This window comes from Saccharopolyspora sp. NPDC050642, assembly GCF_040654735.1.
Classification (GTDB): Bacteria; Actinomycetota; Actinomycetes; order Mycobacteriales; family Pseudonocardiaceae; genus Saccharopolyspora; species Saccharopolyspora elongata.
In genome coordinates this window covers 145,923-170,008 of the sequence record NZ_JBFAIN010000010.1, presented here as the reverse complement: position 1 = coordinate 170,008, position 24,086 = coordinate 145,923, and the positions used below count along the sequence as shown (strand labels likewise).

Annotated in this window: 22 protein-coding genes; 16 read left to right on the top strand and 6 right to left on the bottom strand. The window is 69.0% G+C overall.

Annotation, left to right across the window (positions count from 1 at the left end; translation table 11 throughout):
• Positions 1 to 78 precede the first annotated feature (78 nt).
• From AB0H93_RS18335 to AB0H93_RS18305, 7 genes are all read left to right on the top strand, one after another.
• Positions 79 to 969 carry an ABC transporter ATP-binding protein gene (locus AB0H93_RS18335; RefSeq protein WP_358573782.1) on the top strand — a complete coding sequence of 297 codons (891 nt, stop codon included), beginning with the start codon at positions 79 to 81 and terminating at the stop codon, positions 967 to 969.
• The gene (locus tag AB0H93_RS18330; RefSeq protein ID WP_358573781.1) at positions 966 to 1,796 is read left to right on the top strand and encodes an alpha/beta fold hydrolase; all 831 of its coding nucleotides are present in this window, start codon (positions 966 to 968) and stop codon (positions 1,794 to 1,796) included. Before AB0H93_RS18335 ends, AB0H93_RS18330 begins: the two co-directional genes overlap by 4 nt.
• Positions 1,789 to 3,687 carry an NAD(P)/FAD-dependent oxidoreductase gene (locus AB0H93_RS18325; RefSeq protein WP_358573779.1) on the top strand — a complete coding sequence of 633 codons (1,899 nt, stop codon included), beginning with the start codon at positions 1,789 to 1,791 and terminating at the stop codon, positions 3,685 to 3,687. Before AB0H93_RS18330 ends, AB0H93_RS18325 begins: the two co-directional genes overlap by 8 nt.
• A gap of 30 nt (positions 3,688 to 3,717) precedes the next feature.
• Positions 3,718 to 4,545 (top strand): alpha/beta fold hydrolase, encoded by an 828-nt coding sequence (locus AB0H93_RS18320; RefSeq protein WP_358573777.1) that lies wholly within the window; start codon positions 3,718 to 3,720, stop codon positions 4,543 to 4,545.
• Between the two features lie 4 nt (positions 4,546 to 4,549).
• Positions 4,550 to 5,362, top strand: coding sequence for an SDR family oxidoreductase (locus AB0H93_RS18315; RefSeq protein WP_358573775.1), 813 nt, complete (start codon positions 4,550 to 4,552; stop codon positions 5,360 to 5,362).
• A gap of 86 nt (positions 5,363 to 5,448) precedes the next feature.
• Positions 5,449 to 6,357 carry a LysR family transcriptional regulator gene (locus tag AB0H93_RS18310; RefSeq protein ID WP_358573772.1) on the top strand — a complete coding sequence of 303 codons (909 nt, stop codon included), beginning with the start codon at positions 5,449 to 5,451 and terminating at the stop codon, positions 6,355 to 6,357.
• Positions 6,358 to 6,430: 73 nt separating this feature from the next.
• The gene (locus AB0H93_RS18305) at positions 6,431 to 7,405 is read left to right on the top strand and encodes an NADPH:quinone oxidoreductase family protein (protein WP_358573769.1); all 975 of its coding nucleotides are present in this window, start codon (positions 6,431 to 6,433) and stop codon (positions 7,403 to 7,405) included.
• A gap of 29 nt (positions 7,406 to 7,434) precedes the next feature.
• Here AB0H93_RS18305 and AB0H93_RS18300 read toward each other — a convergent pair whose 3' ends face one another.
• Complete coding sequence (locus AB0H93_RS18300; RefSeq protein WP_358573766.1) at positions 7,435 to 7,809, bottom strand: DUF779 domain-containing protein; 375 nt, start codon at positions 7,807 to 7,809, stop codon at positions 7,435 to 7,437.
• Positions 7,809 to 9,332 (bottom strand): aldehyde dehydrogenase family protein, encoded by a 1,524-nt coding sequence (locus AB0H93_RS18295; RefSeq protein ID WP_358573764.1) that lies wholly within the window; start codon positions 9,330 to 9,332, stop codon positions 7,809 to 7,811. The genes AB0H93_RS18300 and AB0H93_RS18295 overlap by 1 nt, the downstream gene beginning before the upstream one ends.
• A gap of 217 nt (positions 9,333 to 9,549) precedes the next feature.
• On the opposite strand from AB0H93_RS18295, the gene AB0H93_RS18290 reads away from it, so the two are divergent.
• Positions 9,550 to 11,028: a GAF domain-containing protein gene (locus tag AB0H93_RS18290; protein ID WP_358573761.1), complete on the top strand. Its 1,479-nt coding sequence runs from the start codon at positions 9,550 to 9,552 to the stop codon at positions 11,026 to 11,028.
• A gap of 144 nt (positions 11,029 to 11,172) precedes the next feature.
• Positions 11,173 to 11,754 (top strand): hypothetical protein, encoded by a 582-nt coding sequence (locus AB0H93_RS18285; protein ID WP_358573759.1) that lies wholly within the window; start codon positions 11,173 to 11,175, stop codon positions 11,752 to 11,754.
• Positions 11,755 to 11,801: 47 nt separating this feature from the next.
• Here AB0H93_RS18285 and AB0H93_RS18280 read toward each other — a convergent pair whose 3' ends face one another.
• Both AB0H93_RS18280 and AB0H93_RS18275 read right to left on the bottom strand, forming a co-directional pair.
• The gene (locus AB0H93_RS18280) at positions 11,802 to 13,442 is read right to left on the bottom strand and encodes a BCCT family transporter (protein WP_358573757.1); all 1,641 of its coding nucleotides are present in this window, start codon (positions 13,440 to 13,442) and stop codon (positions 11,802 to 11,804) included.
• Between the two features lie 284 nt (positions 13,443 to 13,726).
• Entirely contained in the window at positions 13,727 to 14,647 is a 921-nt protein-coding gene (locus AB0H93_RS18275; RefSeq protein WP_358573755.1) for a LysR family transcriptional regulator, read from the bottom strand.
• Between the two features lie 112 nt (positions 14,648 to 14,759).
• Between AB0H93_RS18275 and AB0H93_RS18270 the strand changes: the two genes are divergently transcribed.
• From AB0H93_RS18270 to AB0H93_RS18250, 5 genes are all read left to right on the top strand, one after another.
• A complete protein-coding gene (locus AB0H93_RS18270; RefSeq protein ID WP_358573753.1) occupies positions 14,760 to 16,793 on the top strand; it encodes an FAD-dependent oxidoreductase in 2,034 nt (677 codons plus the stop codon).
• 17 nt (positions 16,794 to 16,810) lie between these two features.
• Positions 16,811 to 18,058, top strand: coding sequence for an aromatic ring-hydroxylating dioxygenase subunit alpha (locus AB0H93_RS18265; RefSeq protein WP_358573751.1), 1,248 nt, complete (start codon positions 16,811 to 16,813; stop codon positions 18,056 to 18,058).
• 5 nt (positions 18,059 to 18,063) lie between these two features.
• A complete protein-coding gene (locus AB0H93_RS18260) occupies positions 18,064 to 19,113 on the top strand; it encodes a hybrid-cluster NAD(P)-dependent oxidoreductase (RefSeq protein WP_358573748.1) in 1,050 nt (349 codons plus the stop codon).
• A 102-nt stretch (positions 19,114 to 19,215) separates the two neighbouring features.
• The gene (locus AB0H93_RS18255; RefSeq protein WP_358573745.1) at positions 19,216 to 19,488 is read left to right on the top strand and encodes a hypothetical protein; all 273 of its coding nucleotides are present in this window, start codon (positions 19,216 to 19,218) and stop codon (positions 19,486 to 19,488) included.
• Positions 19,489 to 19,624: 136 nt separating this feature from the next.
• A complete protein-coding gene (locus AB0H93_RS18250) occupies positions 19,625 to 19,945 on the top strand; it encodes a GYD domain-containing protein (RefSeq protein ID WP_358573743.1) in 321 nt (106 codons plus the stop codon).
• Between the two features lie 281 nt (positions 19,946 to 20,226).
• Here the strand turns inward: AB0H93_RS18250 and AB0H93_RS18245 are convergent, their stop codons facing one another.
• Positions 20,227 to 21,816: a phosphoenolpyruvate synthase gene (locus tag AB0H93_RS18245; protein ID WP_358573741.1), complete on the bottom strand. Its 1,590-nt coding sequence runs from the start codon at positions 21,814 to 21,816 to the stop codon at positions 20,227 to 20,229.
• Positions 21,813 to 22,136 carry a PEP/pyruvate-binding domain-containing protein gene (locus AB0H93_RS18240; protein WP_358573739.1) on the bottom strand — a complete coding sequence of 108 codons (324 nt, stop codon included), beginning with the start codon at positions 22,134 to 22,136 and terminating at the stop codon, positions 21,813 to 21,815. Before AB0H93_RS18240 ends, AB0H93_RS18245 begins: the two co-directional genes overlap by 4 nt.
• 361 nt (positions 22,137 to 22,497) lie before the next feature.
• Between AB0H93_RS18240 and AB0H93_RS18235 the strand changes: the two genes are divergently transcribed.
• A complete protein-coding gene (locus tag AB0H93_RS18235) occupies positions 22,498 to 22,650 on the top strand; it encodes a hypothetical protein (protein ID WP_358573736.1) in 153 nt (50 codons plus the stop codon).
• A 186-nt stretch (positions 22,651 to 22,836) separates the two neighbouring features.
• On the top strand, positions 22,837 to 24,063 hold the full coding sequence (locus tag AB0H93_RS18230; protein WP_358573733.1) for a CaiB/BaiF CoA-transferase family protein: 1,227 nt from the start codon (positions 22,837 to 22,839) through the stop codon (positions 24,061 to 24,063).
• The last annotated feature ends 23 nt before the right edge of the window (positions 24,064 to 24,086 follow it).

The window sequence follows — 24,086 nt, the reverse complement described above, 5'->3', positions numbered from 1 at the left end:
TGGCGAACGCGTTCCCGAGAGGCACGAGACGCCGTCCCAGCCGCACCACGGTCCACCTCTCGACCCAGCGGAGTTGCAATGAGGCAGACCAGCACGGCGAATCCGAGGACGGAAGTCGCGGACCAGGCGGCGGATCACCGGCCTCCCAGCAGGCGCCCGGCCGGAGCGCCGATCGAATTCCGCCACGTCAGCCACAACTTCATCCACGGCCGTCGCGCGGTGCTGGTCCTGGAGGACTTCAACCTGGACATCGGCGCGTCGGAGTTCGTCAGCATCGTGGGCCCGTCGGGATGCGGGAAGACGACGGCCCTCTCCATGGCCGGGGGACTGGAGCGGCCGCGGGCCGGAACTGTTGCGCTGGACGGCGAACCGGTCAGCGGCACCTCCGACGACGTCGCCTTCATGTTCGCCCGCGACGCGCTCCTGACGTGGCGGCGGGTCCGCCGGAACGTCGAACTGGGCCTCGAAGTGCGCCACGTCCCGGCGGCGGAACGCAAACGGCGCGCCGACGAGTGGTTGCGCCGCGTGCGGCTGGAGGAGTTCGCCGACTCGGACGTGCTGCACCTGTCGCAAGGCATGCGCCAGCGGGTCGCGATCGCGCGCACGCTCGTGCAGAGCCCCCGGGTCGTGCTGATGGACGAGCCGTTCGCGGCGCTGGACGCCCAGACCCGCGCGAACCAGCAGCAGGAATTCATCAGGCTCTGGGAGGCGGAACGGCCCACGGTCGTCTTCGTCACCCACGACCTGGAAGAGGCGATCCTGCTCAGCGACCGGGTCGTGCTGATGGCCGCCCGCCCGGGCCGGATCGTCGCCGACATCCGGATCGACCTGGAACGGCCGCGCACGCAGGAGATGCGCACCTCGTCCCCGGAATTCGCCGAATACCTGGAAACGCTCTCGGCTCGCCTCCGGGAAGAGGTGGCCGCAGCCGAGGAACGCCGACGGGCGGACGAGGAGGCCTCCGCATGATCGAGCGCATCGTTGCCCCGGACGGCACCAGCCTGGCGTACCGGGTCGTGGGGAGCGGCCCGCGCCCGGTGGTGCTGGTGCACTCGCTCGCGCTCGACGGCTCGTGGTTCGAACCGCTCGCGGCGGAACTCGGGGACACGTTCAGCTGCGTCATCCCCGACCTCCGCGGCCACGGCGCCAGCGGGGGAGCCCCGGATTCGATCTCGCTGGACGTGCTCGCCGACGACATCGCGCTCATCGCCGAGCAGCTCGGCCTGACCCGGTACCCGGTCGTGGGGATCTCGCTCGGGGGCATGGTCGCGCAAGCACTCGCGCATCGCCACCCCGATGCCGTCGAGGCCGGGGTCCTCATCGCGACGGCCGGGGCGTACGACGACAACGCGCGGGCCGGATCTCGTTCGCGCGCGGACGCGGCCCGGGCACCAGGCGGGCTGGCCGCGCTCGCCGACATGACGATGACCCGCTGGTTCGGCGATCCCCAGCGGCCGGATCCGCTGATCACCCGGGCCCGGGACCAGTTCCTCGGCGGCGATCCCGCCATCCACGCCGCGTTCCTCGAGGCGATGACCGCCGTCGGCGACTTCGACGTGCCGCCGTCGGTGCCGACGCTGGTGATCGGTGGCACCGACGACGTGAGCACCCCGCGCACGGTCATCGAGAACCTGCACGCGCGCATCCCGCACTCGCGGCTGCGATTCGCGCCCGGCGGTCACCTCGCCGCCTTCACCCATCCCGTGCCCGTAGCGGCGTTGCTCCGGGAGTTCCTCGATTCCCCCGAGCCGTCCCCGCCGCACAACGACACCTCGAAGGATGCCCGCGTTGTCTGATTCCGCCCAGTCCCCGGAGGAGCTGCTCGATCACCTGCGGGCGGCGCAAACGCCCGCGCTGCTGATGCTCGTCGCGCACCTGACCGATGACCCGTCCGTGCTCCGCCCGCAATGGCGCCCGAACCCGGACCTGCTACCCGCGACCGGTCTCGACGCCGAGACGGACGCGGAGGCCCGGGCGTTCTGCCTGGCGACGCTCGAGCCGTACCTGCAGGACATCGCCGCGTGGCCGGTCGAGCCGTCCGCGGCAGTCCTCGAAGCGATCGCGGAATGGGCGCTCGACCGCTCCGCAGGAGAGGACGCCGCACTGCTGCGCGTCGCCTTCGTCCCACCGGGTACCGATCCCCGCGCTCCGAAGTGGACGAAGGACCGGCTCGCCCCGGATCGGCCGATGCGGGTGGCGATCGTCGGGGCCGGCCTGTCCGGCCTGATGGCCGGGCTGCGGATGAAGCAGGCCGGCGTGGACTTCACGATCATCGAGAAGAACGGCGACGTCGGCGGGACCTGGTACGAGAACAGCTATCCCGACTGCCGGATCGACGTGCACAGCCACATCTACACCTACTCCTTCTTCCCGCACGACTGGCCGTCGTACTTCTGCCGGCAGAACGTGATCTTCGACTACCTGCGGGCGTTCGCCGAGCAGAACGGGCTGCTCGAGCACATCCGGTTCGACACCGAGGTCGTCTCGGCGAGCTGGGACGACTCGCGGCACCTGTGGTCGGTCGCCACCACCGGGCCGGACGACCGCTCCCGGACCGAGGAATTCACCATCGTCGTGTCCGCGGTCGGACAGCTGAACCGCCCGATGATCCCGCGCATCGACGGACTGGACACCTTCGACGGTCCCGTGTTCCACACCGCGCAGTGGGACCACGACGTCGACCTCACCGGCAAGCGGGTGGCGATCATCGGCACCGGCGCGACCGGCGTCCAGGCGGCGCCGGCGATCGCGCGGTCCGCGGCGTCGCTGACGATCTTCCAGCGCAGCGCGCCGTACCTGCAGCCGACTCCCGAGCTCCGGCAGGAGATCCCCGACGACGAGCGCGCACTCCTGCGCGAGGTTCCGCTGTACCGCGCGTACTACCGCTTCTCGATATTCCTGCCGAGGGCCATCGGACGGCTCGCCGCCGCGACCGTCGACCCGGCGTACCCGCCCACCGAACGGGCCGTGTCGGCACCCAACGAGCGGCTGCGCGAACTTCTGACGGACTACCTGCTCGGCCAGGTCGAGGACCGGCCGGACCTCGCGGCGAAGATCGTCCCGGACTACCCGCCCGGCGCCAAGCGGATCGTCCGCGACGACGGGACCTGGATCGGCACGCTCAAGCAGGACCACGTCGAGCTGGTCACCGAACGCATCGCCCGCATCGACGGAAGCGGGATCCACACGGCCGACGGTCATTACGTCCCGGTGGACGTCATCGTCTTCGGAACCGGCTTCAACGCCTCGGACTTCCTGATGCCGATGCAGGTCACCGGGGAGGGCGGGGCGGACCTGCACGAGTCGTGGGGCGTCGACGCGTGCGCCTACCTGGGCCTGACCGTTCCGGGCTTCCCGAACCTGTTCTGCATGTACGGCCCCAACACCAACCTCCTGCTGCACGGAAACCTCGTGCTGTTCATCGAATGCCAGTCGGTGTACATCCTCAGCGCGATCGAGCGGTTGCTGGAGTCGGGCAAGTCCTCCTTGTCGCTGCGCCGCGACGTCTTCGAGAAGTACAAGGACGAAGTGGCCGAGGCGAGCGCGATGCGCGTGTGGGGATGGTCCAAAACGCACAGCTGGTACCAGAACGCGGAGGGCCGCTCCACCATCATGTGGCCGCTGTCGGCGCACCGGTACATCAGCAGCACCCAGGCAGTCGATCCCGAGCAGTACGAATTCCGCTGACCGCACCGTCCTAAGGAGACTTGTCTCGCCGTGATCACCGAGAAGAACACCGTCGTCAACGACCTCGAGACCCGATACCTCATCGGGGGCGAGGACCGGGGCAGCACCGTCGTCTTCCTCCACGACGGCGCGTGGGGCGCGTCCTCGGACGTCACCTGGGGGACGCTGTTGCCGCTCGCGGCGCAGACGCACCGCGTCATCGCGCCGGACCTGCTGGGCTTCGGCGGTTCGGCCAAGGCGGTGCGGCTGGACCAGTCGCCGTTCGGCTTCCGGTTGCGCCACGTGTACGCGCTGCTCGACCAGCTCGATGTGGACGGTCCGATCCACCTGGTCGGGAACTCCTTCGGCGGCTCGATCGCGCTCCGCGCGCTGCTGGACGACCGGTTGAGCGGGCGCCTCGCTTCGGTCACGTCGATCAGCGGTACCGGCGGCCCCTGGCGCAGCGCGGCGAGCGCCGAACTGGCCGGCTACGACGGCACCCGCGAGGACATGGCCCGGATCGTCCGGCTGCTGTGCGACGACTACCCGGGCATCGAGGACCAGGTCGACGCGCGGATGCGGTGGGCCGCGATGCCGGGCCACTACGCCGGGATGCTGGCGCCGCACGCGACACCGCCCGAGCCCTTGCGGACCGCGCGTCCGGCCGATCCGTACCCGGCGCCGTTCGCGGACGTCACGACCCCGGTCCTGCTCTTCGATTGCGCGGGTGATCCGCTGGTCGAACGCGGCTGGGTGAAGCACCTGGCCGACCGGTGCGCGGCGGTGACCGTCGCCCCCGTGCCCTACAAGCACGCGCCGAACATCAGCCATCCCGAGCAGACCTGGCGCCTCATCGCCGACTTCGTGAACGGAGCGTGAGACCGTGTTCGACGATCCCCACGACGCCGTCGCCGCCGCGGACGTCCCCCACGACCGGCTGTTCCGGCTCGACGGCAAGCGGTACGCCGTCCTGGGCGGTGCGGCCGGCATCGGCGAGCACGTCGCACGCACGCTCGCTTCCCGCGGCGCGCGGCTGCTGCTCGTCGACGTCGACGAGGACGCACTGGGCCGCCTCGCCGATGAACTCGACGCCGACCGGTTCGTCGCCGACGTCTCGTCCGAGGACGGTGCGCGGTCCCTGGCCGAGCACGCCGCCGGTGCACCGCTGCACGGATACGTCGACGTCATCGGCCAGATGCAGCGCAAACCGCTGCCGGCCTTCACGCTCGCCGAGTGGGAGAAGGACTTCCGGGTCAACCTGACGCACGCCTTCCTCGCCGCCCAGCACCTGGCTCCGATGCTGGCGCGACCCGGCTCGTCGATCGTCCACGTCTCGAGCATCAACGGCACGCGCGCGGGCAGCTACGCCGCGGGGTACGGCCCGGCGAAGGCGGCGCTCGAGGGATGGGTGCGTCAGCTGGCCGACGAGTACGGGCCGGAGGGGATCCGGGTCAACGCCGTCGCACCCGGGCTGTTCCTGTCGCCCCGCCTCCTCGCCGGAGCGCACGCCCGCACGATGATCGAGCAGTTCAGCGGCAAGACGATGCTCCGGCGGCTGGGCCAGCCGTACGAGGTCGCCGCGACCATCGCGTTCCTGCTCACCCCGGCCGCGGGCTACATCACCGGCGCCACGATCCCGATCGACGGCGGGGCGCGCGCGGTCGACGCGACCGGCCTCGACCTGCTCGCTCGCTGAGACCTAGGCCCGCCGGGATCGTCGGCATACGATGACCGGAATCGACGGCAGCGGCGCCGTCGACCCGGCGGGAGTAGGGGCCGAGCGTGAGATTCGAGCAGTTGCGCTACCTCGAAGCAGCACTTCGCACCGGCTCCTTCCGCCAAGCGGCCCACGAGCTCGGCGTCTCCCAGCCGACCATCACCAACCAGGTGCAGCGGCTCGAAGAAGACCTCGGCGTCGTCCTGGTCATGCGCGGGGCGCACGGCGTGCGCCCGACGGATGCCGCCGAGCGGATCCTGCCGCACGTGAAGTCGGCGATCCGGGCCGAGGACCTGCTCCGCCAGGAAGCCAGCGCGATCGACGGCCTGAAGATCGGCAAGGTGCGCCTCGGCACGGTGGCCATCGGGAGCATGCGGGTGCTGCCGCACGTGGTCCGCGAGTTGCACGAAGGGCATCCGAACATCCGGTTCGAGGTCACCGAAGGCGGGACCTACGTCGTGCGCGACGGAGTCCTGGACGGGAAGCTCGACATCGGCCTGATCACCCGGATCCCGCTGCCCGGCGAGCCGCCGGACGACGAACGACTGCACCACATCGACCTGATGACCGGACGGCTGGTCCTGTGCGTGCCCGACTCGCACCCGCTGGCGCGCGCCGAGACCTTCGACATCGACGACCTGGCCGGCGAACCGCTGATCTTCTTCCGGGAGGGCAGCATCCTGCGGAAGGCGTTCGAAGAGCTCGTCACCGGCATCGACGCGCGCATCGTGTACACCACCGACGGAGCGGAGACCGCGCAGCGGATGGTCCGGGCCGGGGTGGGGATCTCGATCGCGAACACGCTCGCGCCGTCGACGGCCAGCGGCAACGGCGTGACGCTGATCCCGATCAACAAGCCGTGGGCCCAGACGACGCTGTCCGCGATCGTGCGGCTCGGGGAAGTGCGCGGACGGATCGTCGAGACCTTGCTGCGCCAGATCCGGTCGTCCAAGACCTCGGTCGGGCAGGCGTAGCGCGGACAGGCTGCTGCGGTGATAGCTGCCGGCTTCTTCTGCCGCGGCGGCCCGTTCCCTAGAGTCCGAGGGCATGAAAGCCGTGCACATCAAGGATCTCGACGGCCCGTCCACCGTCGCCGTCGTCGACGTCGACCCGCCTTCGCGCAAGGATGACGAGGTGCTCATCGACGTTCACGCGGCGGGGGTGTCCTTTCCCGAGGTGCTCCAGACGCGGGGGTTGTACCAGGTCAAACCGGAGCTTCCGTTCATCCCGGGTGCCGAGGTGGCCGGCGTGGTCGTGGACGCGCCCGCGGGAGCGCCGGTGCGCGCGGGCGACCGGGTCGCCGCCCTGCCGTTCCTGGGCGCCTTCGCCGAGCAGGTCGCCTGCCCCGTGGACGCGACGTTCCCCATCCCGGACGCGTTGGCCTTCGAGCAAGCTGCCGCGATTCCGTTCAACTACCTGACGGCGCATTTCGCGCTGTGCCGGCGCGGCCGCATGTCGGCCGGGGAGACGGTGCTGGTGCACGGTGCCGCCGGAGGCGTCGGCAGCGCGGTGATCCAGGTCGCGAAGGCCTTCGGGGCGGGCTCGGTGATCGGCGTGGTGTCGACGCCGGAGAAGGGCAAGGTCGCGCTCGGGGCCGGGGCGGACCAGTACTTGCTGGCCGACGGTTTCAAGGATGCGGTGCGGGAAGCGACCGGCGGGCGCGGCGTCGACCTGGTCGCGGATACCGTCGGCGGCGACCGCTTCACCGACTCGTTGCGCTGCCTCGCCGCCGACGGCCGGATGCTGGTGATCGGGTTCACGGCCGGATCGATCCCGGAGGTGAAGGTCAACCGCCTGCTGCTGAACAACCTGGACGTCATCGGCGTCGGCTGGGGCGCCTACGCCAAGACGCGACCCGGCTACCTGCGCGGCCAGTGGACCGAGATCCTGCCGAAGCTCGAATCCGGCGCCCTCGCGCCCCCGATCGGCGGCAGCTACGCGGTCGACGACGTCCGGGACGCGCTGGAGGCCATCGAGAGCCGACGGGCATTGGGCAAACTGGTCCTCCGCCTGCGGGGGTAGCCGCTCCGCCTGCCGCCGGAGCACCGTTCTCAGGTCGCTTCGAGCCGTTCCCATTCGTCTTGGGTGAGCAGCCGGGACCGGGTGAGGAAGCGGACACCGTCGGGTGCTTCGAGGGAGAAGCCGCTGCCCCGGCCGGGCACGAGGTCGATGGTGAGGTGCGTGTGCTTCCAGTACTCGAACTGCGGTCTCGACATCCACACCGGGACTGCTTCGCCGTCCACGGTGAGATCGCCGAGGTGCACGTCGGCGTCGCTGGTGGCGAATTCGCCCGCCGGGTAGCACATGGGCGCGCTGCCATCGCAGCATCCGCCGGACTGGTGGAACATCACCGGCCCGTGCCGCGCCCGGAGGCGGCGGATCTGCTCCGCCGCCTCCGGGGTCACCGCGACCCGCTCGCTGCCCATCAGAAGAAGCCCAGCGCGTTGTCGGAGTAGCTGACCAGCATGTTCTTGGTCTGCTGGTAGTGGTCCAGCATCATCTTGTGGGTTTCGCGCCCGATGCCGGACTGCTTGTAGCCGCCGAACGCGGCGTGGGCGGGGTAGGCGTGGTAGTTGTTCACCCACACCCGGCCGGCCTGGATGTCGCGGCCGGCGCGGTAGGCGGTGTTGCCGTCGCGGGACCACACCCCGGCGCCGAGGCCGTAGAGGGTGTCGTTGGCGATCTTCATGGCGTCGTCGTAGTCGTCGAAGCTGGTGACGGAGACGACCGGGCCGAAGATCTCCTCCTGGAAGATCCGCTGCTTGTTGTGGCCCGCGAACACCGTCGGCGCCACGTAGTAGCCGCCGGCCAGGTCGCCTTCGAGCTCGACCCGGTGACCGCCGGTGAGGACCTCCGCGCCTTCCTGCTCGCCGATGTCGATGTAGGAGAGGATCTTCTCCAGCTGGTCGTTGCTGGCCTGGGCGCCGATCTGGGTTTCGGTGTCCAGCGGGTTGCCCTGCTTGATCTTCTTCGTGCGTTCCAGCGCGTCGGCCAGGAATCCGTCGTAGATGCCGGACTGGATCAGCGCCCGCGACGGGCACGTGCACACCTCGCCCTGGTTGAGGGCGAAGAGCGTGAAGCCCTCCAACGCCTTGTCGTAGAAGGAATCGTTGGCCGCCGCGACGTCGTCGAAGAAGATGTTCGGGCTCTTCCCGCCGAGCTCGACGGTCACCGGGATGATGTTCGCGCTGGCGTACTGCAGGATCAACCGGCCGGTGGTCGTCTCACCGGTGAAGGCGACCTTGCGCACCCGCGAGCTGGAGGCCAGCGGCTTGCCCGCCTCCACGCCGAAGCCGTTGACCACGTTGAGGACGCCCGCGGGCAGCAGGTCGGCGATGAGGTCGACCAGGACGTGGATCGATGCCGGTGTCTGCTCGGCGGGCTTGAGCACCACGGCGTTTCCCGCCGCCAGCGCCGGTGCCAGCTTCCAGGTCGCCATCAGCAGCGGGAAGTTCCACGGGATGATCTGGGCGACGACGCCCAGCGGCTCGTGGAAGTGGTAGGCCACGGTGTCGTCGTCGATCTGCGAGATCGCCCCCTCCTGACTCCGCAGGGCCCCGGCGAAGTAGCGGAAGTGGTCGATCGCCAGCGGGATGTCGGCCGCCAGCGTCTCGCGGACCGGCTTGCCGTTGTCCCAGCTCTCGGCGACCGCGAGCTTCTCGAGGTTGGCCTCCATGCGGTCGGCGATCTTGAGCAGGATCCCCGACCGCTCCGCCGCCGAGGTCCGCCCCCACGCGGGCGCGGCGCCCTCGGCAGCGTCCAAGGCGCGTTCCACGTCGTCGGCCGTGCCGCGGGCGATCTCGGTGAACACCTGGCCCGTCACCGGCGTGGGGTTCTCGAAGTAACCACCACCGGCCGGCGCCACGTGCTCGCCGCCGATGAAGTGGTCGTAACGCGAACGGAACTCGACCGCGGAACCCGTCGTCCCCGGAGCTGCATACAGAACCATCGTTCGCCTCTCGTGTGCTGGTACGGCCCTTGCACGAGCAGTGACCTGGGCCACTCGGACCTCTGGTGCGGCCAGAAACTAGGAGCTGCAACGTTGCGGCGACGTTGCACCCGGGAGAACTGGAAGCCGGCGGCACTTGCCTGTAACCGGCGTCACCCCGCACCATGGGCAGTCCAGCGGCGAAACCCGTGCGATTCCGACACGTCCCAGCAGGTGAATGAACACTAGCCACGGCACATCGGTCGATCCGCTCGAGCGCGCCCGGCTGCTCGAGCGGGTGCACGCTGCCGTCCTGTCCGGTGACGAGTCCCCGCACGAGCCGCGGCCGGTCATCGTCGAGTCCTGGCGGCGCTCGCTGGAGGCCCGGATCGACCCCGATCTCAGGGAGCCGCCGCTGTCGTTCGCCGCCGGCAGGCTCGCCGACATCCGCCGGGAGCACCCGTTGGCGCGCTGGGTGCCGATGCTGCGCCAGACGTTGCTGGACGCGGCCGACAGCACCAGCCACGTCATGATCATCACCGATGCCGACGGCAACATCCTCTGGCGGGAAGGCGACCCCCAGGTCTGCCGCGACGCAGACCGCGTTCTGCTCGCCGAGGGCACCAGGTGGGCCGAGAGCGCGATCGGGACCAACGCCATGGGCACCACGCTCGCCACCGGCGCTCCCGTCCAGATCCACTCCGCCGAGCACCTCGTGCGGACCTACCACTCCTGGACCTGTGCGGCGTGCCCCGTCCGCGACCCCGAGACGGGTGCGCTGCTCGGGGCGGTCGACCTCAGCGGGCCGCTGCACACCATGCACCCGGCGCTGCTCGCGCTCGTGACCGCCGGGGCGCGGCTGGTGGAGGGCGAACTCCGCTGGCGCCTGCACGCCTCCGATGACCTCTTCCGCGAACGCAACGCCCACTACCTCAGCGAATCCGGCAGGGGAGCGGCGCTGCTGAGCCCCAGCGGCCGGATCGTCGCGAGCGCGTCTACGACGCAGTTCGTTCCGGGGCAGCGCGTCGGCCTCGACGACAGCGGGATCGTCCGCCTCGACAACGGCGAACACGCCGAGGTCGAACCGCTGGAGGGCGGTTACCTCCTGCGCGTTCCTCAGAGCCGAGCCAACCGGCGCCCGCAGCTGTCGTTGCAGTTGCTGGGCGACGGCATTCCCATGGCCACAGTGGACGGTGTGCGGCACGAGTTGAGCCTGCGGCACGCGGAGATCCTCGCGCTGCTCGCGATGCATCCGGGCGGCCTGAACGCGGAGCGGCTGGCGCTGCTCCTGCACGGGGAGCAGGGCAACCCCACCACGGTCCGGGTCGAGATCCACCGCATCCGCAACGCGCTCGGCCAGGACGTGGTCAAGACCAGGCCGTACCGGATCGCCGCCGATCTCGACAGCGACCTGGACGCCCTCCGCGAGGCGTTGAGCCGGGGTGATGCCGAATCCGCCCTCGACCACGCCGGACTGCTGCTGCCGCGCTCGGAATCCACCGCGATCCGTGCCGAGCGCGACGAACTCCTCGCGTCGTTGCGGGGGTTGGCGCTGGCGGCGAGGAGTCCGGAACTGCTCTGGCGTTTCGCCAACACCGATGCGGGGCGCGACGATCTGGAAGTGCTGGAAAAGGCACGCGACCTGACGGCACCAGACGCCCCACAACGAAAAGTCCTCGAAATCCGGCTGCGCCGACTATCGGAAGAAGAGGCGTAGCGGAGCCGCCCGACCGGACACGCCAGGGGGTCTCACAGCCGAGCCCACTGCACCGGTACGGCGAAGCTCGGAGGACGAGGTTGCGATGGCTGTGGTGGGCACAGTTCGGTTGCGGGCCGTTGGCAGGGGTCCTAACCTGCGCCGATGGTCGTGCAACGATTGCAGGCGGCGGCACTCTTCCTCGGCCCGGTCATCTTCGCTGCATCGCCGTTCTTCTGGGTCGACGGTCATTACGGCGTGAACGGCGGGATGTTGATCGCCCTTTCCATGGTTCCCTGGGTGTACGGGCTGATCGGGGAATACGAACGGTTGCGCGAACGCATCCCCCTCGCGGCCGGGCTGTGGTTGTTGCTGTTGTTGATCGGGATGTTCGGCAGCATCGCATTCGGGCTGCAGGGCTTCTTCGAAGGCGTATTCGGCTTCCACGATCAGGTGGCCCTGGCGCGCTTCGGCGACTACCCGCCGCAGAGCCTTCTGGTGCTGTGGCTACCGGGCCCGACCTTCCCGCTGGCCCTCCTGGTGTTCGGCGTACTCCTCTTCTGGACCCGAATGTCCCCGCCGTGGGTCGCCGTCCTGATCTGCCTCGCCGCTGTCGTCTTTCCGCTGGGCCGAGTTCTTCGCCTCGAATGGGTCGCCTACGTCGTCGACCTGCTGGTGATCGTTCCGTTCGCCCAACTCGCTTGGAGCGCTTGGCATCGGACGCCAGCCGGATCCACGACGTCTTAGAGGGCGGCGTTGCTCGCGCAGGCCTGCGGCGCGGTGTGGTGTGGTTATCAGCCGTGTTCCGGGGGATTTTCGTCCCGCCGGGCCGGCTCGTGTTCGTCGGCGTCGACGAGCTTCGCGAGGACCTGTTCCGCTCGTTCTCGGCGGTGGATCAGGCTGTCGGTTCGCAGGTCCTTGCTCAGGGCCACGCACATCAGCACCATGACGAGTGCGAATGGCACCGAGGCGAGGAACGTCAGGTTCTGGATCCCCTCCAGGGCGTGATCCCCGCCGGACATGAGCATGATCGCCGCGACGGATCCGGTGGCCACGCCCCAGAACACGATCATCCATTTCCTCGGTGAGATCGTGCCCCGCTGGGAGAACTTGCCCATCACGAGTGAAGCCGAGTCCGCCCCGGTGATGAAGAAGATCGCCACCAGGACGATGACCAGCACGGTGATGACCGTCGGGATCGGCAGCGCTCGGATGACGGTGAAGATCTGCACTTCCTCCCCGCCGGAACCGGCCACGTCGACGGCACCGCTGCGCTGCAGGTCGATCGCGGTGCCGCCGAAGATCGCGAACCAGGCCACGCTGACCGCGCTGGGCACCAGGAGCACGCCGCCGATGAACTGCCGGATCGTGCGCCCCCGGCTGATCCGGGCCAGGAACGTACCGACGAACGGCGCCCAGGAGATCCACCACGCCCAGTAGAAGATGGTCCAAGATGAAAGCCATTCATCAAGGGCCTCGCTGCCGGTGGCCCCGGAGCGCGCGGCCATCTCCGCGAAGTCGCTGACGTAGCTGCCGATCGACGTCGGGATCAGGCTCAGGATGAACACCGACGGCCCGGTGATCAGCACGAACAGCGCCAGCAGCGCTGCGAGGGCCACGTTGATGCCGGACAGCCATTGGATTCCCCGGGCAACCCCGGAGGCGGCGGACGCGACGAAGCAGATCGTCAGGACGCCGATGATCAGCACCATCACCGGGGTGCTGACGGCGTCGATCCATCCCGCGCTCCGCATCCCGCTGCTGATCTGCAGCGTGCCGATGCCCAGCGAGGCCGCCGAACCGAACAGCGTCGCGAGCAGCGCGAGGATGTCGATCACTTTTCCCAGCGGCTTGACCGCACCCCGCCGCCCCAGCAGAGGAACGAACGTGGAACTGATCACCTGACGTCGACCGCGGCGGAAGGTGCCGTACGCGATCGTCAAGCCGACGACCGCGTAGATCGCCCACGGATGCAACGTCCAGTGGAACAGCGTTGTCGCGAACGACGTCCGCACAGCGGCTTGGCTCAGCGGCGGGACCGTTTCCGGTGGGGGCTGCACGTAGTGCGCCAGCGGTTCGGCGACGCCGAAGAACATGAGGCCGATGCCCATGCCTGCGATGAACATCATCGCGATCCACGACAGCGTGTGGAACTCCGGCTGCTCGTCGTCACCGCCCAGCGGGATCGCCCCGTAGCGGCTCAACGCGAGCCAAACGACGAAGACCACGAACCCCGTCGCAGCCAGCGCGAACCCCCACCCGATGTCGTCCACCGCCCAGCGCAGCCCGGCTTCGGCGAACGCGCCGAGGGTAGCCGGCGAGGCGATACCCCAACCCAGGAAGAACAGAACCAGCAGTGCAGTGACGCCGAAGATGACGCGGTCGGTCGGCGATCGGGTGGCCTCGGGAGACGGGCTCGCCGCTTGCTCCGCCATGGACGCACCTCGCATTTCCCGAGTTCAACCTGGTCACATGGTCATGTCGCCCATCGCGGTCGGCAACTAGATGGCCGATCCCGCGAAGCCGGCGCCCGTCGCCTCAAGGCCGCCCACGACCAGGGGACACCACGCCGGTTCGAGTGATGCTGAGCCGCCGCCGGCGGTGACACGGCGTTGAGAACGTCGATCAGACGGTTGAGAACTGATGTCGGATCGAGAGCTGGCGGCGGGCGAACTGCTTGCCGGAGAAGAGATCGAACTTCGACTCGAAGTCGCCGTGGTCAGTCGGGTTGGGCTGGGAGGATTCCGGCCGCTGTCTTGGTGATCGCTTGGAGGGCGTGTGCGATCGTTGGATTGTCCCGGGCGCCCATCCTGGTGACTGCCAGGATTCGGCGCGCGGGTGCCGGTTCGCCGTGGAGCGGGATGCGGGCGACCGGCCAATGGCTGTGCAGGCGTGCCAGCCGGGGCACCAGGATGACGCCGAACCCGTGGGCGACGAGTGCGGTTCCGGTGTCCCATTCGTCGGCGTAGTGCGCGACGTTCGGGCTGAAACCCGCTGCCATGCATGCGGTTGTCACCAGCTGGTGGTAGGTGCTGTCCGGCCGGCCCAAGATCCACGGCTCGTTCGCCGCGTCGGCGAGTGTCACCGCCGGGCGGTCGGTCAGCGGGTGGCCGAGTGGCGTGACCAGGTCGAGCGGATCGTCGAGCAGCGGCTGCTGGTCGAACCGCGCGTCCGACAGCGGCGGGGTGTCTGCTGTGACGATCACCAGCGCCAGGTCCGCGTCTCCGGCGAGCAGCAGGTCGAAGCACCGGGCGGGCTCGGCCTCGATCAGCCGCACCTTCAGGTTCGGGAAGTCGTCGCGCAGTTCGGCGGCGGCCGGCGGCAGCAGATGCGTTGCTGCGGTGGAGAAACCGCACAGGGTGAACGGGCCACCAGGTTCGTCGGCGAGAGCGGCCATTTCCGCCTTGGCGCGCTCCCACTGGGCGTGCAGCAGTTCCGCGTGGTGCAGCAGCGCATGAGCGGCGGAGGTCAGCCGGATCCGGCGGCCTTGCGGAACCACCAGCTCCACGCCGAGTTCCGCGGACAGCTGGCGCAGTTGGTAGGACACCGCCGACGGCGTGTAGTGCAGCGCCTGGGCCGCGGCGGTGACGGTGCCGTGCTTGGCGACGAGCTGCAGCACCCGAAGTCGACTGTCAATCATGCAAAGAGTTTGCACGATCTGCTGCATGAACATTTGATTGTCCGGACCGGCTGTGGCGCTCCACGCTGGTGGGCACAGAAGGCCACCTCGGCCGGAATTCTCGAGGAGCGCCATGCATCCGACGGATCCCTTGCTCCAGCCGTTCACCATCAAGCAGCTCACCTTGCGCAACCGCGTGGTCAGCACCTCGCACGAACCCGCCTTCGCCGATGACGGCCTGCCCAAGGACCGCTACCGGCTGTACCACTTGGAGAAGGCGCGCGGCGGAGTCGGGCTGACCATGATCGGCGGCTCCGCGGTCGTCGCCCCCGACAGCCCGCCGGCCTTCGGCAACCTGCTGCTCTACCGCGACGAGGTCGTGCCGTGGCTGCGTCGGCTCGGCGACGACGTGCACGCCGCCGGCGCGGCGGCCATGTGCCAGATCACCCACCTGGGGCGGCGCACGAGCAATTACGCGGGGGACTGGCTGCCGGTGCTGTCCGCGTCCCCGGTGCGCGAACCCGCGCATCGCGCGTTCCCCAAGTCCGCCGAGCCGTGGGACCTGGACCGGATCGTGCGGGACTACGCCGACGCGGCGGCTCGCTGCGAAGCCGGCGGCCTCGACGGCGTCGAGATCCAGGCGTACGGGCACTTCCTGGACAGCTTCCTGTCGCCGACGACGAACCACCGCACGGACTCCTACGGCGGGAGCCTGGCCAACCGGATGTCGTTCCCGCGCCGGGTGATCCGGGCGGTGCGGGCGGCGGTCGGGCCCGGCTTCATCGTCGGCATCCGGATGATGATGGACGAGGTCCGGCCGGGCGGGCTGACCGTCGACGACGCCCTGGCGGCGGCGCGCTGCTTCCTCGACGACGGCATCGACCTCATCAGCACCATCCGCGGCTCGATCGAAAGCGATGCCGCGCTGGCCCGGACCATCCCGTCCATGGGCACGCCGTCGGCGCCGTTCCTCGAATTCAGCGCCGAGATCAAGCGGCGGCTCCAGGTCCCGGTGATGCACGCCGCCCGCATCGCCGACGTCGCGACCGCACGCCACGCCGTGCGGGACGGCCTGCTCGACCTGGTCGGCATGACCCGGGCCCAGATCGCCGATCCGCACCTGGTCGCCAAGGTCGCGGCGGGAGCGGAGGACCGCATCCGGCCGTGCGTCGGGGCCAGCTACTGCCTCGACGCGATCTACGACTCCGGCGACACCAAGTGCATCCACAACCCCGCCACCGGTCGGGAGCAACAGCTCCCGCACACCATCACGCCCGCGTCGGAGCGGAAGAAGGCGGTGGTCGTGGGCGGTGGTCCTGCGGGGCTGGAGGCGGCTCGGGTGCTGGGTGAACGAGGGCACGAGGTGGTGCTGTTCGAAGCGAACGACGTGCCGGGCGGGCAGGTCCGCATCGCGGCCGCGAACCCCCGCCGGCGGGACCTGATCGGCATCGTCGACTGGCGCGTCGAGGAATGCAAGCTGCACGGCGTCGACTTCCGGTTCGGCGTGCTGGCCGAGGCAGCGGAAGTGCGCGCGGAACACCCCGACGTCGTGGTCATCGCCACCGGTGGCACGCCGAACGCGACGTTGCTGGAAGGCGACGAGGTGGCCGATACCTGGGACGTTCTCACCGGTGCTCTGCGTCCCGGAGGCCGGGTGCTGGTCTACGACGACAACGGCGCGTACCCGGGCATGGACGCCGTCGAGGTGCTGGCCCGCCGAGGGGCATCGGTCGAGTACGTGACCCCGGAACGCATGCTCGCGCCGGACGTCGGCAGCATGAATTCGCCGGCATATCTGCAAGTCTTCGCCGAGTACGCGGTGCGCGTCACGCTGGCTCACCGGCTGCGATCGGTGCGCCGCACACCGGACGGGCGCCTCACCGCGACGCTGGGCAGCGAGTACGCCGAGGTGGAGGCCGAGCGGACCGTCGACCACGTGGTGGTCGAGAACGGGACGTTGCCCAACGACGAGCTCTACCAAGAGCTGCTCGCCGATTCGACCAACCTCGGCGAGGTGGACCACCGTGCGCTGCTGGCCCTCGCGCCGCAGCAGGTCGCCCGGAACCAGGCGGGGCACTACCGGCTGTTCCGGATCGGCGATGCCGTGACCAGCCGCAACATCCACGCGGCCGTCTTCGACGCGCTGCGGCTATGCCTGCCCATGTGAACACGAGGAGCGCGGAAGTGACTGCACTGGGAACCATCGAAGCGTCCGAACTCGTCGCCCGGCGGCCGGTCGGCCACAGCCTGGAAGCAGCGTTCTACGCCGGCCGGGAATTCTTCGACCTCGACATCGCGGCGATCTTCGCGAAGCACTGGATCTTCGTGGCCACCGAGGCCGAACTGCCCGAGCCGGGCGACTACCTCACCACGACGCTCGGCGACTACTCGATCGTCGTGTTGCGCGATGATGACGAGAACATCCGGTCGTTCCACAACGTCTGCCGCCACCGCGGCGCCCGCATTCTGGACCGGCCGAGCGGATCAGTCGGGAACATCGTCTGCGGCTACCACAAGTGGACCTACGGCACCGACGGCGCGCTGCGGCACGCGCCGTCCCAACCGCCCGGCTTCGACCCCACCTGCTTCGGGCTCAAGCCCATCCACGCCCGCAGCGTCGCCGGTCTCGTCTTCGTCTGCCTCGCCGACGAACCGCCGAGCGACTTCGCCGACGTGGCCGCGCGCATCGAACCGTACCTGGCGCCGCATCGCCTGCACGAAGCCAAGGTCGCGGCGCAGGTCGACCTGGTGGAGCAAGGCAACTGGAAGCTGGTGATGGAGAACAACCGGGAGTGCTACCACTGCGACGGCCACCCCGAGCTGCTGCGCACGTTCTTCCCCACCTACGGCTACTCCGAAGAGGATCTGCCGGCGCGGCTGCTCCCGGCGCACGAGCGCTACCTGCGAGTCGATGCCGAACTGCGGCAGACCTACAAAGACCTCGGCCTGCCCTACCAGCTCATCGAGGAGCTGGACACCCGCGCGACCGGGTTCCGGATCCAGCGAGATCCGCTCGACCTCGCCGGGGAATCCTTCACCACAGACGGCAAAGCCGCGTGCCGGCGCCTGCTCGGCGACGTCCCGACACCACGGCTCGGGCACCTGTCGCTGCACCTGCAACCCAACTCCTGGTTCCACGTCGTCAGCGACCACGCCGTCACCTTCTCGGCGCTGCCGATCGCCCCGGACCGGACGTTGGTGCGCACCACCTGGCTGGTGGCCCCGGATGCCGTGGAAGGCGTGGACTACGACTTGGAGACGCTGCTCAAGGTCTGGACGGCCACCAACGAGCAGGATGCGCAGCTGGTCGCCCGCGCCCAGCAGGGGATCAGCAGTCCGGCGTACGAGCCCGGCCCGTACGCCCCGACCGAGTACCAGGTCGAGGCCTTCTGCAACTGGTACATCAACCGCCTCCGCGAGCACCTGCGATGACCGGCGTGCGAACCCTCCGGACCGGGCGCGACTGGGCGGACGCGGCGGACCAGCGGCTGGTCTGCAAGCAGGTCCAGCAGCTGACCGCCGACGTGAAGACGTTCGTCCTCGCGCCCGTCGAGCCCGGGCTGTTCCACCACGACCCGGGCCAGTACATCACCATCACGGTGTCGGTCGACGGGCTGGAGGTCGTCCGGTGCTACACGCTGTCGTCGCCGCCCTCCCGCCCGCACCTCGTGGCGATCACCGTGAAGCGCGTGCCGGGCGGGCAGGTCTCCAACTGGCTGCACGACCACCTGGTGCCCGGTGCGGTCCTCCACGCACGAGGCCCGTTCGGCGAGTTCTCGATGCACCGGCGCCCGGCGTCGAAGTACCTGTTCCTCTCCGCGGGGAGTGGCGTGACGCCGCTGATGTCGATGACCAGGACGCTCCACGACCTGGCCAGCCCGGCGGACGTGGTCTTCGTGCACAGCGCGCGCACCCCGGACGACATCATCTTCCGGCGAGAACTGGACTTCATCGAAGCCACCTCGGAGCGCATCCGGGTGACGCACGTCTGCGAGGACGACGGGGCGGAAGAGCGCTGGGCGGGCCGGCGCGGTCGACTGGACATCGACATGCTGCGGAGCATCGCCCCGGACTTCCTGGACCGCGAGGCGTTCACCTGCGGCCCGGCCGGCTACATGACCGCCGTGCGGCTGATGCTCGCGGAAGCCGGTTTCGCCATGGACCACTACCACGAGGAGAGCTTCACCATCGACGCCCCGGTCCCCGAAACATCCGGTGGCGAAGGGAGGTTCGAGGTGAGGCTCGCCCGCAGCGGCCGGACCGTCGAGTGCGATGGGGACACATCGGTCCTGGACGCCGCGGCAAGCTCCGGCATCACCCTGCCGTCGTCCTGCGGACAAGGAATGTGCGGCACCTGCAAAGCAACGCTGCTCAAGGGTTCGGTGGACATGCGGCACAACGGCGGTATCCGCCCCCGGGACCGAGCGGAGAACAAGATCCTCCTGTGCTGTGCGAAGCCACTGGAAGACCTGGTGATCGACGCCTGAGCCCCTTCCGTTCGAGTGCGATTTCGGGGTTTACCAGTGTGTGTGACGGGACAGGGCGGTGTGGCGATGGGGAAGGTGGATCTTGCGGAAAGGAGGCGAAGGTTGAAGTTCGGGAAGGCCGTTGCGGTGGTGGCCGGTGGAACCGTGGCGGCCGGAGCGCTGTTCATCGGTGTGTCGCTGGCGATGGAGCAGCCGAGTACCAGCCGGTCGACCGTCGTCAAAGTCGAGCTGACACCGACGGAGCTGCGGTGCCCGCCGACGGAGCCGCCCAACGCGACGGCGGGGAAGCCCTCGGTGTTCATGCGGCTGTGCGGGGTTCCGATGAATTCCGAGGGCATCCGGCGTCTTGTCGTCCCGCCGTCCGAGGGTGGCTAGGCGAGAGCGAAAACAATTGCAGGATGTTGGTCGGTCGTCGAGCCGCGCTTCGATTGGCAGGGCTTGCTCTGGTGCCCGATGGTGGGAGCGGAACCCGCGGCTGCGGGCGTCTGCAGGGTGAAGTGGGGGGAGCGACATGCCGAAGTACTTGGTGCAGGGCAGCTACACCGCCGGGGGTACGAAGGGGGTGCTCGCCGAGGGCGGAACCGGGCGGCGGGAGGCTGTCGAAAGGGTCGTCGGGTCGTGCGGCGGAACGCTCGAGTCGTTCTACTTCGCGTTCGGAGCCGACGATGTCTACATCGTTGTCGACATGCCCGACGACGTCTCCATGGTTGCCATGGCCATGGCGGTGCGGGCTGCTGGGGCCGTGACGTCCAGGGTGGTGCCGCTCCTCCGCCCCGAGGACGTCGACGAGGCTGCGCGGAAGACTGTCGACTACCGCGCCCCCGGCGCCTGAGCGCGGCTGATGCCGTTGATGGTTCCGTGACCGCTGTCGGTCCGGTGTGGCACGTGCCGTCTTTTGGGTATCTACCGGCGATCCCGGTGTTCGGGGACATCGCTGCAGGCGCCGAGCTCGTGAAGGACGTGCGATCTCTTGACGAACGGCCGTGGTGAGCGATCCGAAGAACGCTCACCACGGTCTCATGGGGTAATCGAGCGTCCGAAACTCGAACGCAGTTTCGTGGCATACCTGCGCAATGCGGTGTTCATGCGACAGGCAATCGCCGTGTCCCGCGATCAATTCCACGCTTCCTGTCGCCCTTGTTCGAACCGCCGTCGGCTGGCGCCGGGCGCGAAGTTCTCGATGTTGCCGAGAATCACGGGCACGAGTGTGGTGGGGCGTTCGCTCCAACGCGGCCTCGTGATGTCGATCTCGCCGACGCAGCGCATGCCGTACTTGTCGAGGTAGGCCCGGATCGCATCCTGCGCCTCGCGCCCGCCCGCGAGTTCGGGCAGTTCGTCCAGGAAACCTTCGTCGTCGACGTCCTGCAGGAAGGCCACCACTTCCGGATGCGGGCGGATCGCATCCGCAACGTCCAAGAGCGCGAGACCCATTTCCGAAGTGACGTTGTTGGGGACGGACTGCGTGAGCGTGTCGGCCGCGTTCTCCTCACCCAACCACGTGCGCAGCTGCTTGTTGAGCCACCACGTCGCGTCCATCGCCGCCACGATCACCTGGAGGCTCTGCGGGGCGAACAAGAGCCGCTTCAGTTCCTGGAGGTCCTCCAGGATGAAGTCGAACAGGTCCGGTCCGGAATATGCCTGGATCTCACGTTCGACGGCGGCCAGGGACGCCTGGCTGCGCGCGATCAGCTCGTCGACGATGGCCGGATCGGTTTCGATCGGAGCCGGCTCGCCACCAGCGGACGGACCGCCGGTACCGTCCTCCGAGGGCGCCGGGATGAAGTCGCCGCGGTCGAGAACGGTCTGCAGCGCGTCCCTGATCAGCGGATCGGACGTCCCCAGGGCCTCCAGGAGTCCGTCGCGGGTGGCCGGCGATGCCAGGCCCTCGGTGACATCGACGAACAGCCTCCCGCCGGCCTCGGACATGGGCCGTGGCGTGGTCAACTGCCAGACGGACAGGCCCAGGGGCTTCATCGGGTCGGTCATCATCTGCTGATGACCGACGGAGACGTAGACGTGGTTGTCACTGTCCCCGGCCGCCGGGATGGGGAACAGCGTGGTGATCGGCCGGCTCTGGACGATCTGGAAGCCACCGTCGACCAGGCACCACTCGATGTCCTGGGGACGGCCGAAGTGCGCCTCGATCCGCCGACCCAGCTGCGCGAGCAGCACTACCTGCGCATCGGTCAGCGCCGGCTGCTGCTGCAACTCCGGCTCGATCGCCTGCTGCCGCGTCCCGCCTTCTGGCGAAGCGTGGATGGCCAACTGCTTGGTGGCGACCGTCTTGTCGACGACTTCGCCGTCCCGCACCTTGTAGACGTCCGCGTTCACCAGACCGGAGACCAGGGCCTCGCCAAGGCCGAAGCCGGCGTCGACGCTGGTGATCTTCCGGTTCGACGTAATGGGGTCGGCCGTGAACAGGATGCCGGATGCGTCCGGCGAGACCATCTGCTGCACGACCACGGCCATGTGGACCTTGCGATGGTCGAAACCGTTGCGCAGGCGGTAGGTCACGGCTCGCTCGGTGAAAAGCGAGGCCCAGCACGACCTGATGTGCTCGAGGATCGCCGCAGGCCCCACGACGTTCAAGTACGTGTCCTGCTGGCCCGCGAAGGAGGCCGTCGGCAAGTCTTCGGCCGTCGCACTGGATCGGACGGCGTAGGCGGCTTCCTCGTTCAGACGGGCGAGCGGGCGAATGATCACGCGGCCAGATCGTCGGGGATGGGGATCCCTTCAACAGCACCGCGGATCTCCGCGCTGAGCGCGCTGATCGCGTCCCGGTCGTCCGGGTCCAGGCGCGACAGCCGATCAAGCCGATCTTCGAGCGACGGCGCGGCTGCCATGACCCGCCGAAAAGCGTCCGTCGTCACGCAGTAGCCGTCCGGCACGTGGATGCCTTCGATCCGCGAAAGTTCCCCCAGGTGCGCGCCCTTGCCCCCGACGACCGCGACCTGGCTCTGATCGATCTCCTGGAAATCCAGCACGTAGCGACCGAGTGAGAAGGACATCGCCGTATCAACCACTACTTCTCCCATGTGCGTCGATTGCGGCCGTCAACGGCCCAGGTGAGCGCGAAGGTCGTCATTTCGGCCAGTTGTGCCGCGCAGTCCGGCGGCACGCCCCGCGGGCACGCATATGCCGCGAATCCCTGATTTCCGCAGGTCCTGGCTTCGGCTGGAGATTCTGCAGCACGACCCGGGTCTTGCCGCAAGGCCCCCAGCGCGCTATATGTTGAAAGGGGCGGGGAGCCGATGCTCTTTCTGCCGTTTCCGTCCGATGTGCACGGACAACCACCTCGCAAAGCCAAAGCCGAACGGCGCGTTCTGCTGTCCCGCCCGGCTGGATGGCGGACGCCGAGCGCTGTTGGAGCTGGGGGAGCGAGCCGTGCGAGAGGACGCGGCGGAGGTGCTCAGCCTCGGATGCACCCTCGAGTCCGGCGTCGCCGACCGCCTCCGGATGAGCTGGGCGTGCCTGTCGTCGACGCCGCACCCAAGTGATCTGGGCGCCGCTGCGTTCTCATCGTGGTGGGCGCACTGATGGGCCCCGAGACACGAGACGTCCGGCTGACCCGCTGAGCATTCCGCGGTCCGCGGGCTGATATCCCGATTTCGCGATTGGTTCCGGCGTCTTCGAAAAATGCGGAGACCGGGTTCGATAATTTCCAATGGTTCTCTCGGAATGGGCGATCTAGGGTGATGTCGTGCGACAAACGATGGAATGGGCATGCTGAGCGGGGCTCTCGCGGGAATCAAGGTTCTGGACCTGTCCCGAATCCTGGCCGGCCCGTGGTGCACCCAGAACCTGGCCGATCTCGGCGCCGAGGTGATCAAGATCGAGAACCCGGACGGAGGCGACGACACCCGGGGCTGGGGGCCGCCGTACTTGCCGGACACCGCGGTTGCGGACGGGTTCTCCGGCTACTACATCTGCTGCAACCGGGGGAAGCGGTCGATCGCGATCAACTTCGCCGAGCCGGCTGGTGCGGCGCTCGTTCGCGAGTTGGCCGCCGAGGCCGATGTCGTCGTCGAGAACTACAAGCCCGGAACCCTCGACCGGTACGGCCTGGGGTATGCCGCGCTGCGGGAGATCAACCCGAAGCTGATCCACCTGGCCATCACCGGCTTCGGTGTCAGCGGGCCGATGGCGGGAAAGCCTGGTTACGACTACGTCTTCCAGGGCATGGGCGGCCTGATGAGCTACACCGGGCCGGCCGACGGCACGCCCGGAGCCGGGCCGTGCAGGACCGGGGTGGCGGTGGTCGACCTGATGTCCGGGATGTATGCGACCAGCGCGATCCTGGCCGCTCTCCTGCAGCGCACGACGACCGGTGCGGGGCAGTCGATCGACATCGCGCTGCTCGACGTCGCGGTGGCGATGAACGCGAACCAGGCGTCGAACTACCTGGTGTCGGACAAGATTCCGCAGCGCATCGGAAACGCCCACCCGAACTGCGCGCCGTACGACGTGTTCGCCTGCGCCGATGGTCACCTGATCCTCGCGATCGGCAACGATGCGCAGTTCCGGCGGTTCTGCGCCACGGCCGGGCTGGCCGAGCTCGCGGCCGATGAGCGGTACGCGACGAATGCCGCCCGCATCGACAACCTGTCCGAGCTGCGTCCGGTCGTGGCCGCCGCGATGGCGTCCCGGAGCCGCCAGGAGTGGTGCCGCGTGCTCGACGAGGCCGGGGTTCCCTGGGGCGCGATCAACACGCTGGACGACGTCTTCCGCGATGCCCAGGTGGTGCACCGGGGCATGCGGATCGAGGCCGAGCATCCCACGCTGGGTGTCGTGCCGATGGTGCGCAACCCACTGCTGGCCGGGGACCAGAAGGCCGAACACCGACCGCCGCCGGCGAAGGGTGAGCATTCGGTGGAAGTCCTCAGTGGACTCGGCCTCGGGGGCGACGAGATCGCGGCTCTGGTGCGCAAGGGCGTCGTCCATTCCGGTTGATGGCGGGTTCTTCGTTGCGGCAC

Coding starts and splice junctions, on each gene's coding strand:
- AB0H93_RS18300 (WP_358573766.1), bottom strand. CDS start 7,809: ATGGGCAGCGAGCGGGTCGCGGTGACCCCGGAGGCGGCGGAGCAGATC.
- AB0H93_RS18270 (WP_358573753.1), top strand. CDS start 14,760: ATGCATCCGACGGATCCCTTGCTCCAGCCGTTCACCATCAAGCAGCTC.
- AB0H93_RS18250 (WP_358573743.1), top strand. CDS start 19,625: ATGCCGAAGTACTTGGTGCAGGGCAGCTACACCGCCGGGGGTACGAAG.
- AB0H93_RS18230 (WP_358573733.1), top strand. CDS start 22,837: ATGCTGAGCGGGGCTCTCGCGGGAATCAAGGTTCTGGACCTGTCCCGA.
- AB0H93_RS18335 (WP_358573782.1), top strand. CDS start 79: ATGAGGCAGACCAGCACGGCGAATCCGAGGACGGAAGTCGCGGACCAG.
- AB0H93_RS18280 (WP_358573757.1), bottom strand. CDS start 13,442: ATGGCGGAGCAAGCGGCGAGCCCGTCTCCCGAGGCCACCCGATCGCCG.
- AB0H93_RS18330 (WP_358573781.1), top strand. CDS start 966: ATGATCGAGCGCATCGTTGCCCCGGACGGCACCAGCCTGGCGTACCGG.
- AB0H93_RS18295 (WP_358573764.1), bottom strand. CDS start 9,332: ATGGTTCTGTATGCAGCTCCGGGGACGACGGGTTCCGCGGTCGAGTTC.
- AB0H93_RS18275 (WP_358573755.1), bottom strand. CDS start 14,647: ATGATTGACAGTCGACTTCGGGTGCTGCAGCTCGTCGCCAAGCACGGC.
- AB0H93_RS18285 (WP_358573759.1), top strand. CDS start 11,173: ATGGTCGTGCAACGATTGCAGGCGGCGGCACTCTTCCTCGGCCCGGTC.
- AB0H93_RS18290 (WP_358573761.1), top strand. CDS start 9,550: ATGAACACTAGCCACGGCACATCGGTCGATCCGCTCGAGCGCGCCCGG.
- AB0H93_RS18305 (WP_358573769.1), top strand. CDS start 6,431: ATGAAAGCCGTGCACATCAAGGATCTCGACGGCCCGTCCACCGTCGCC.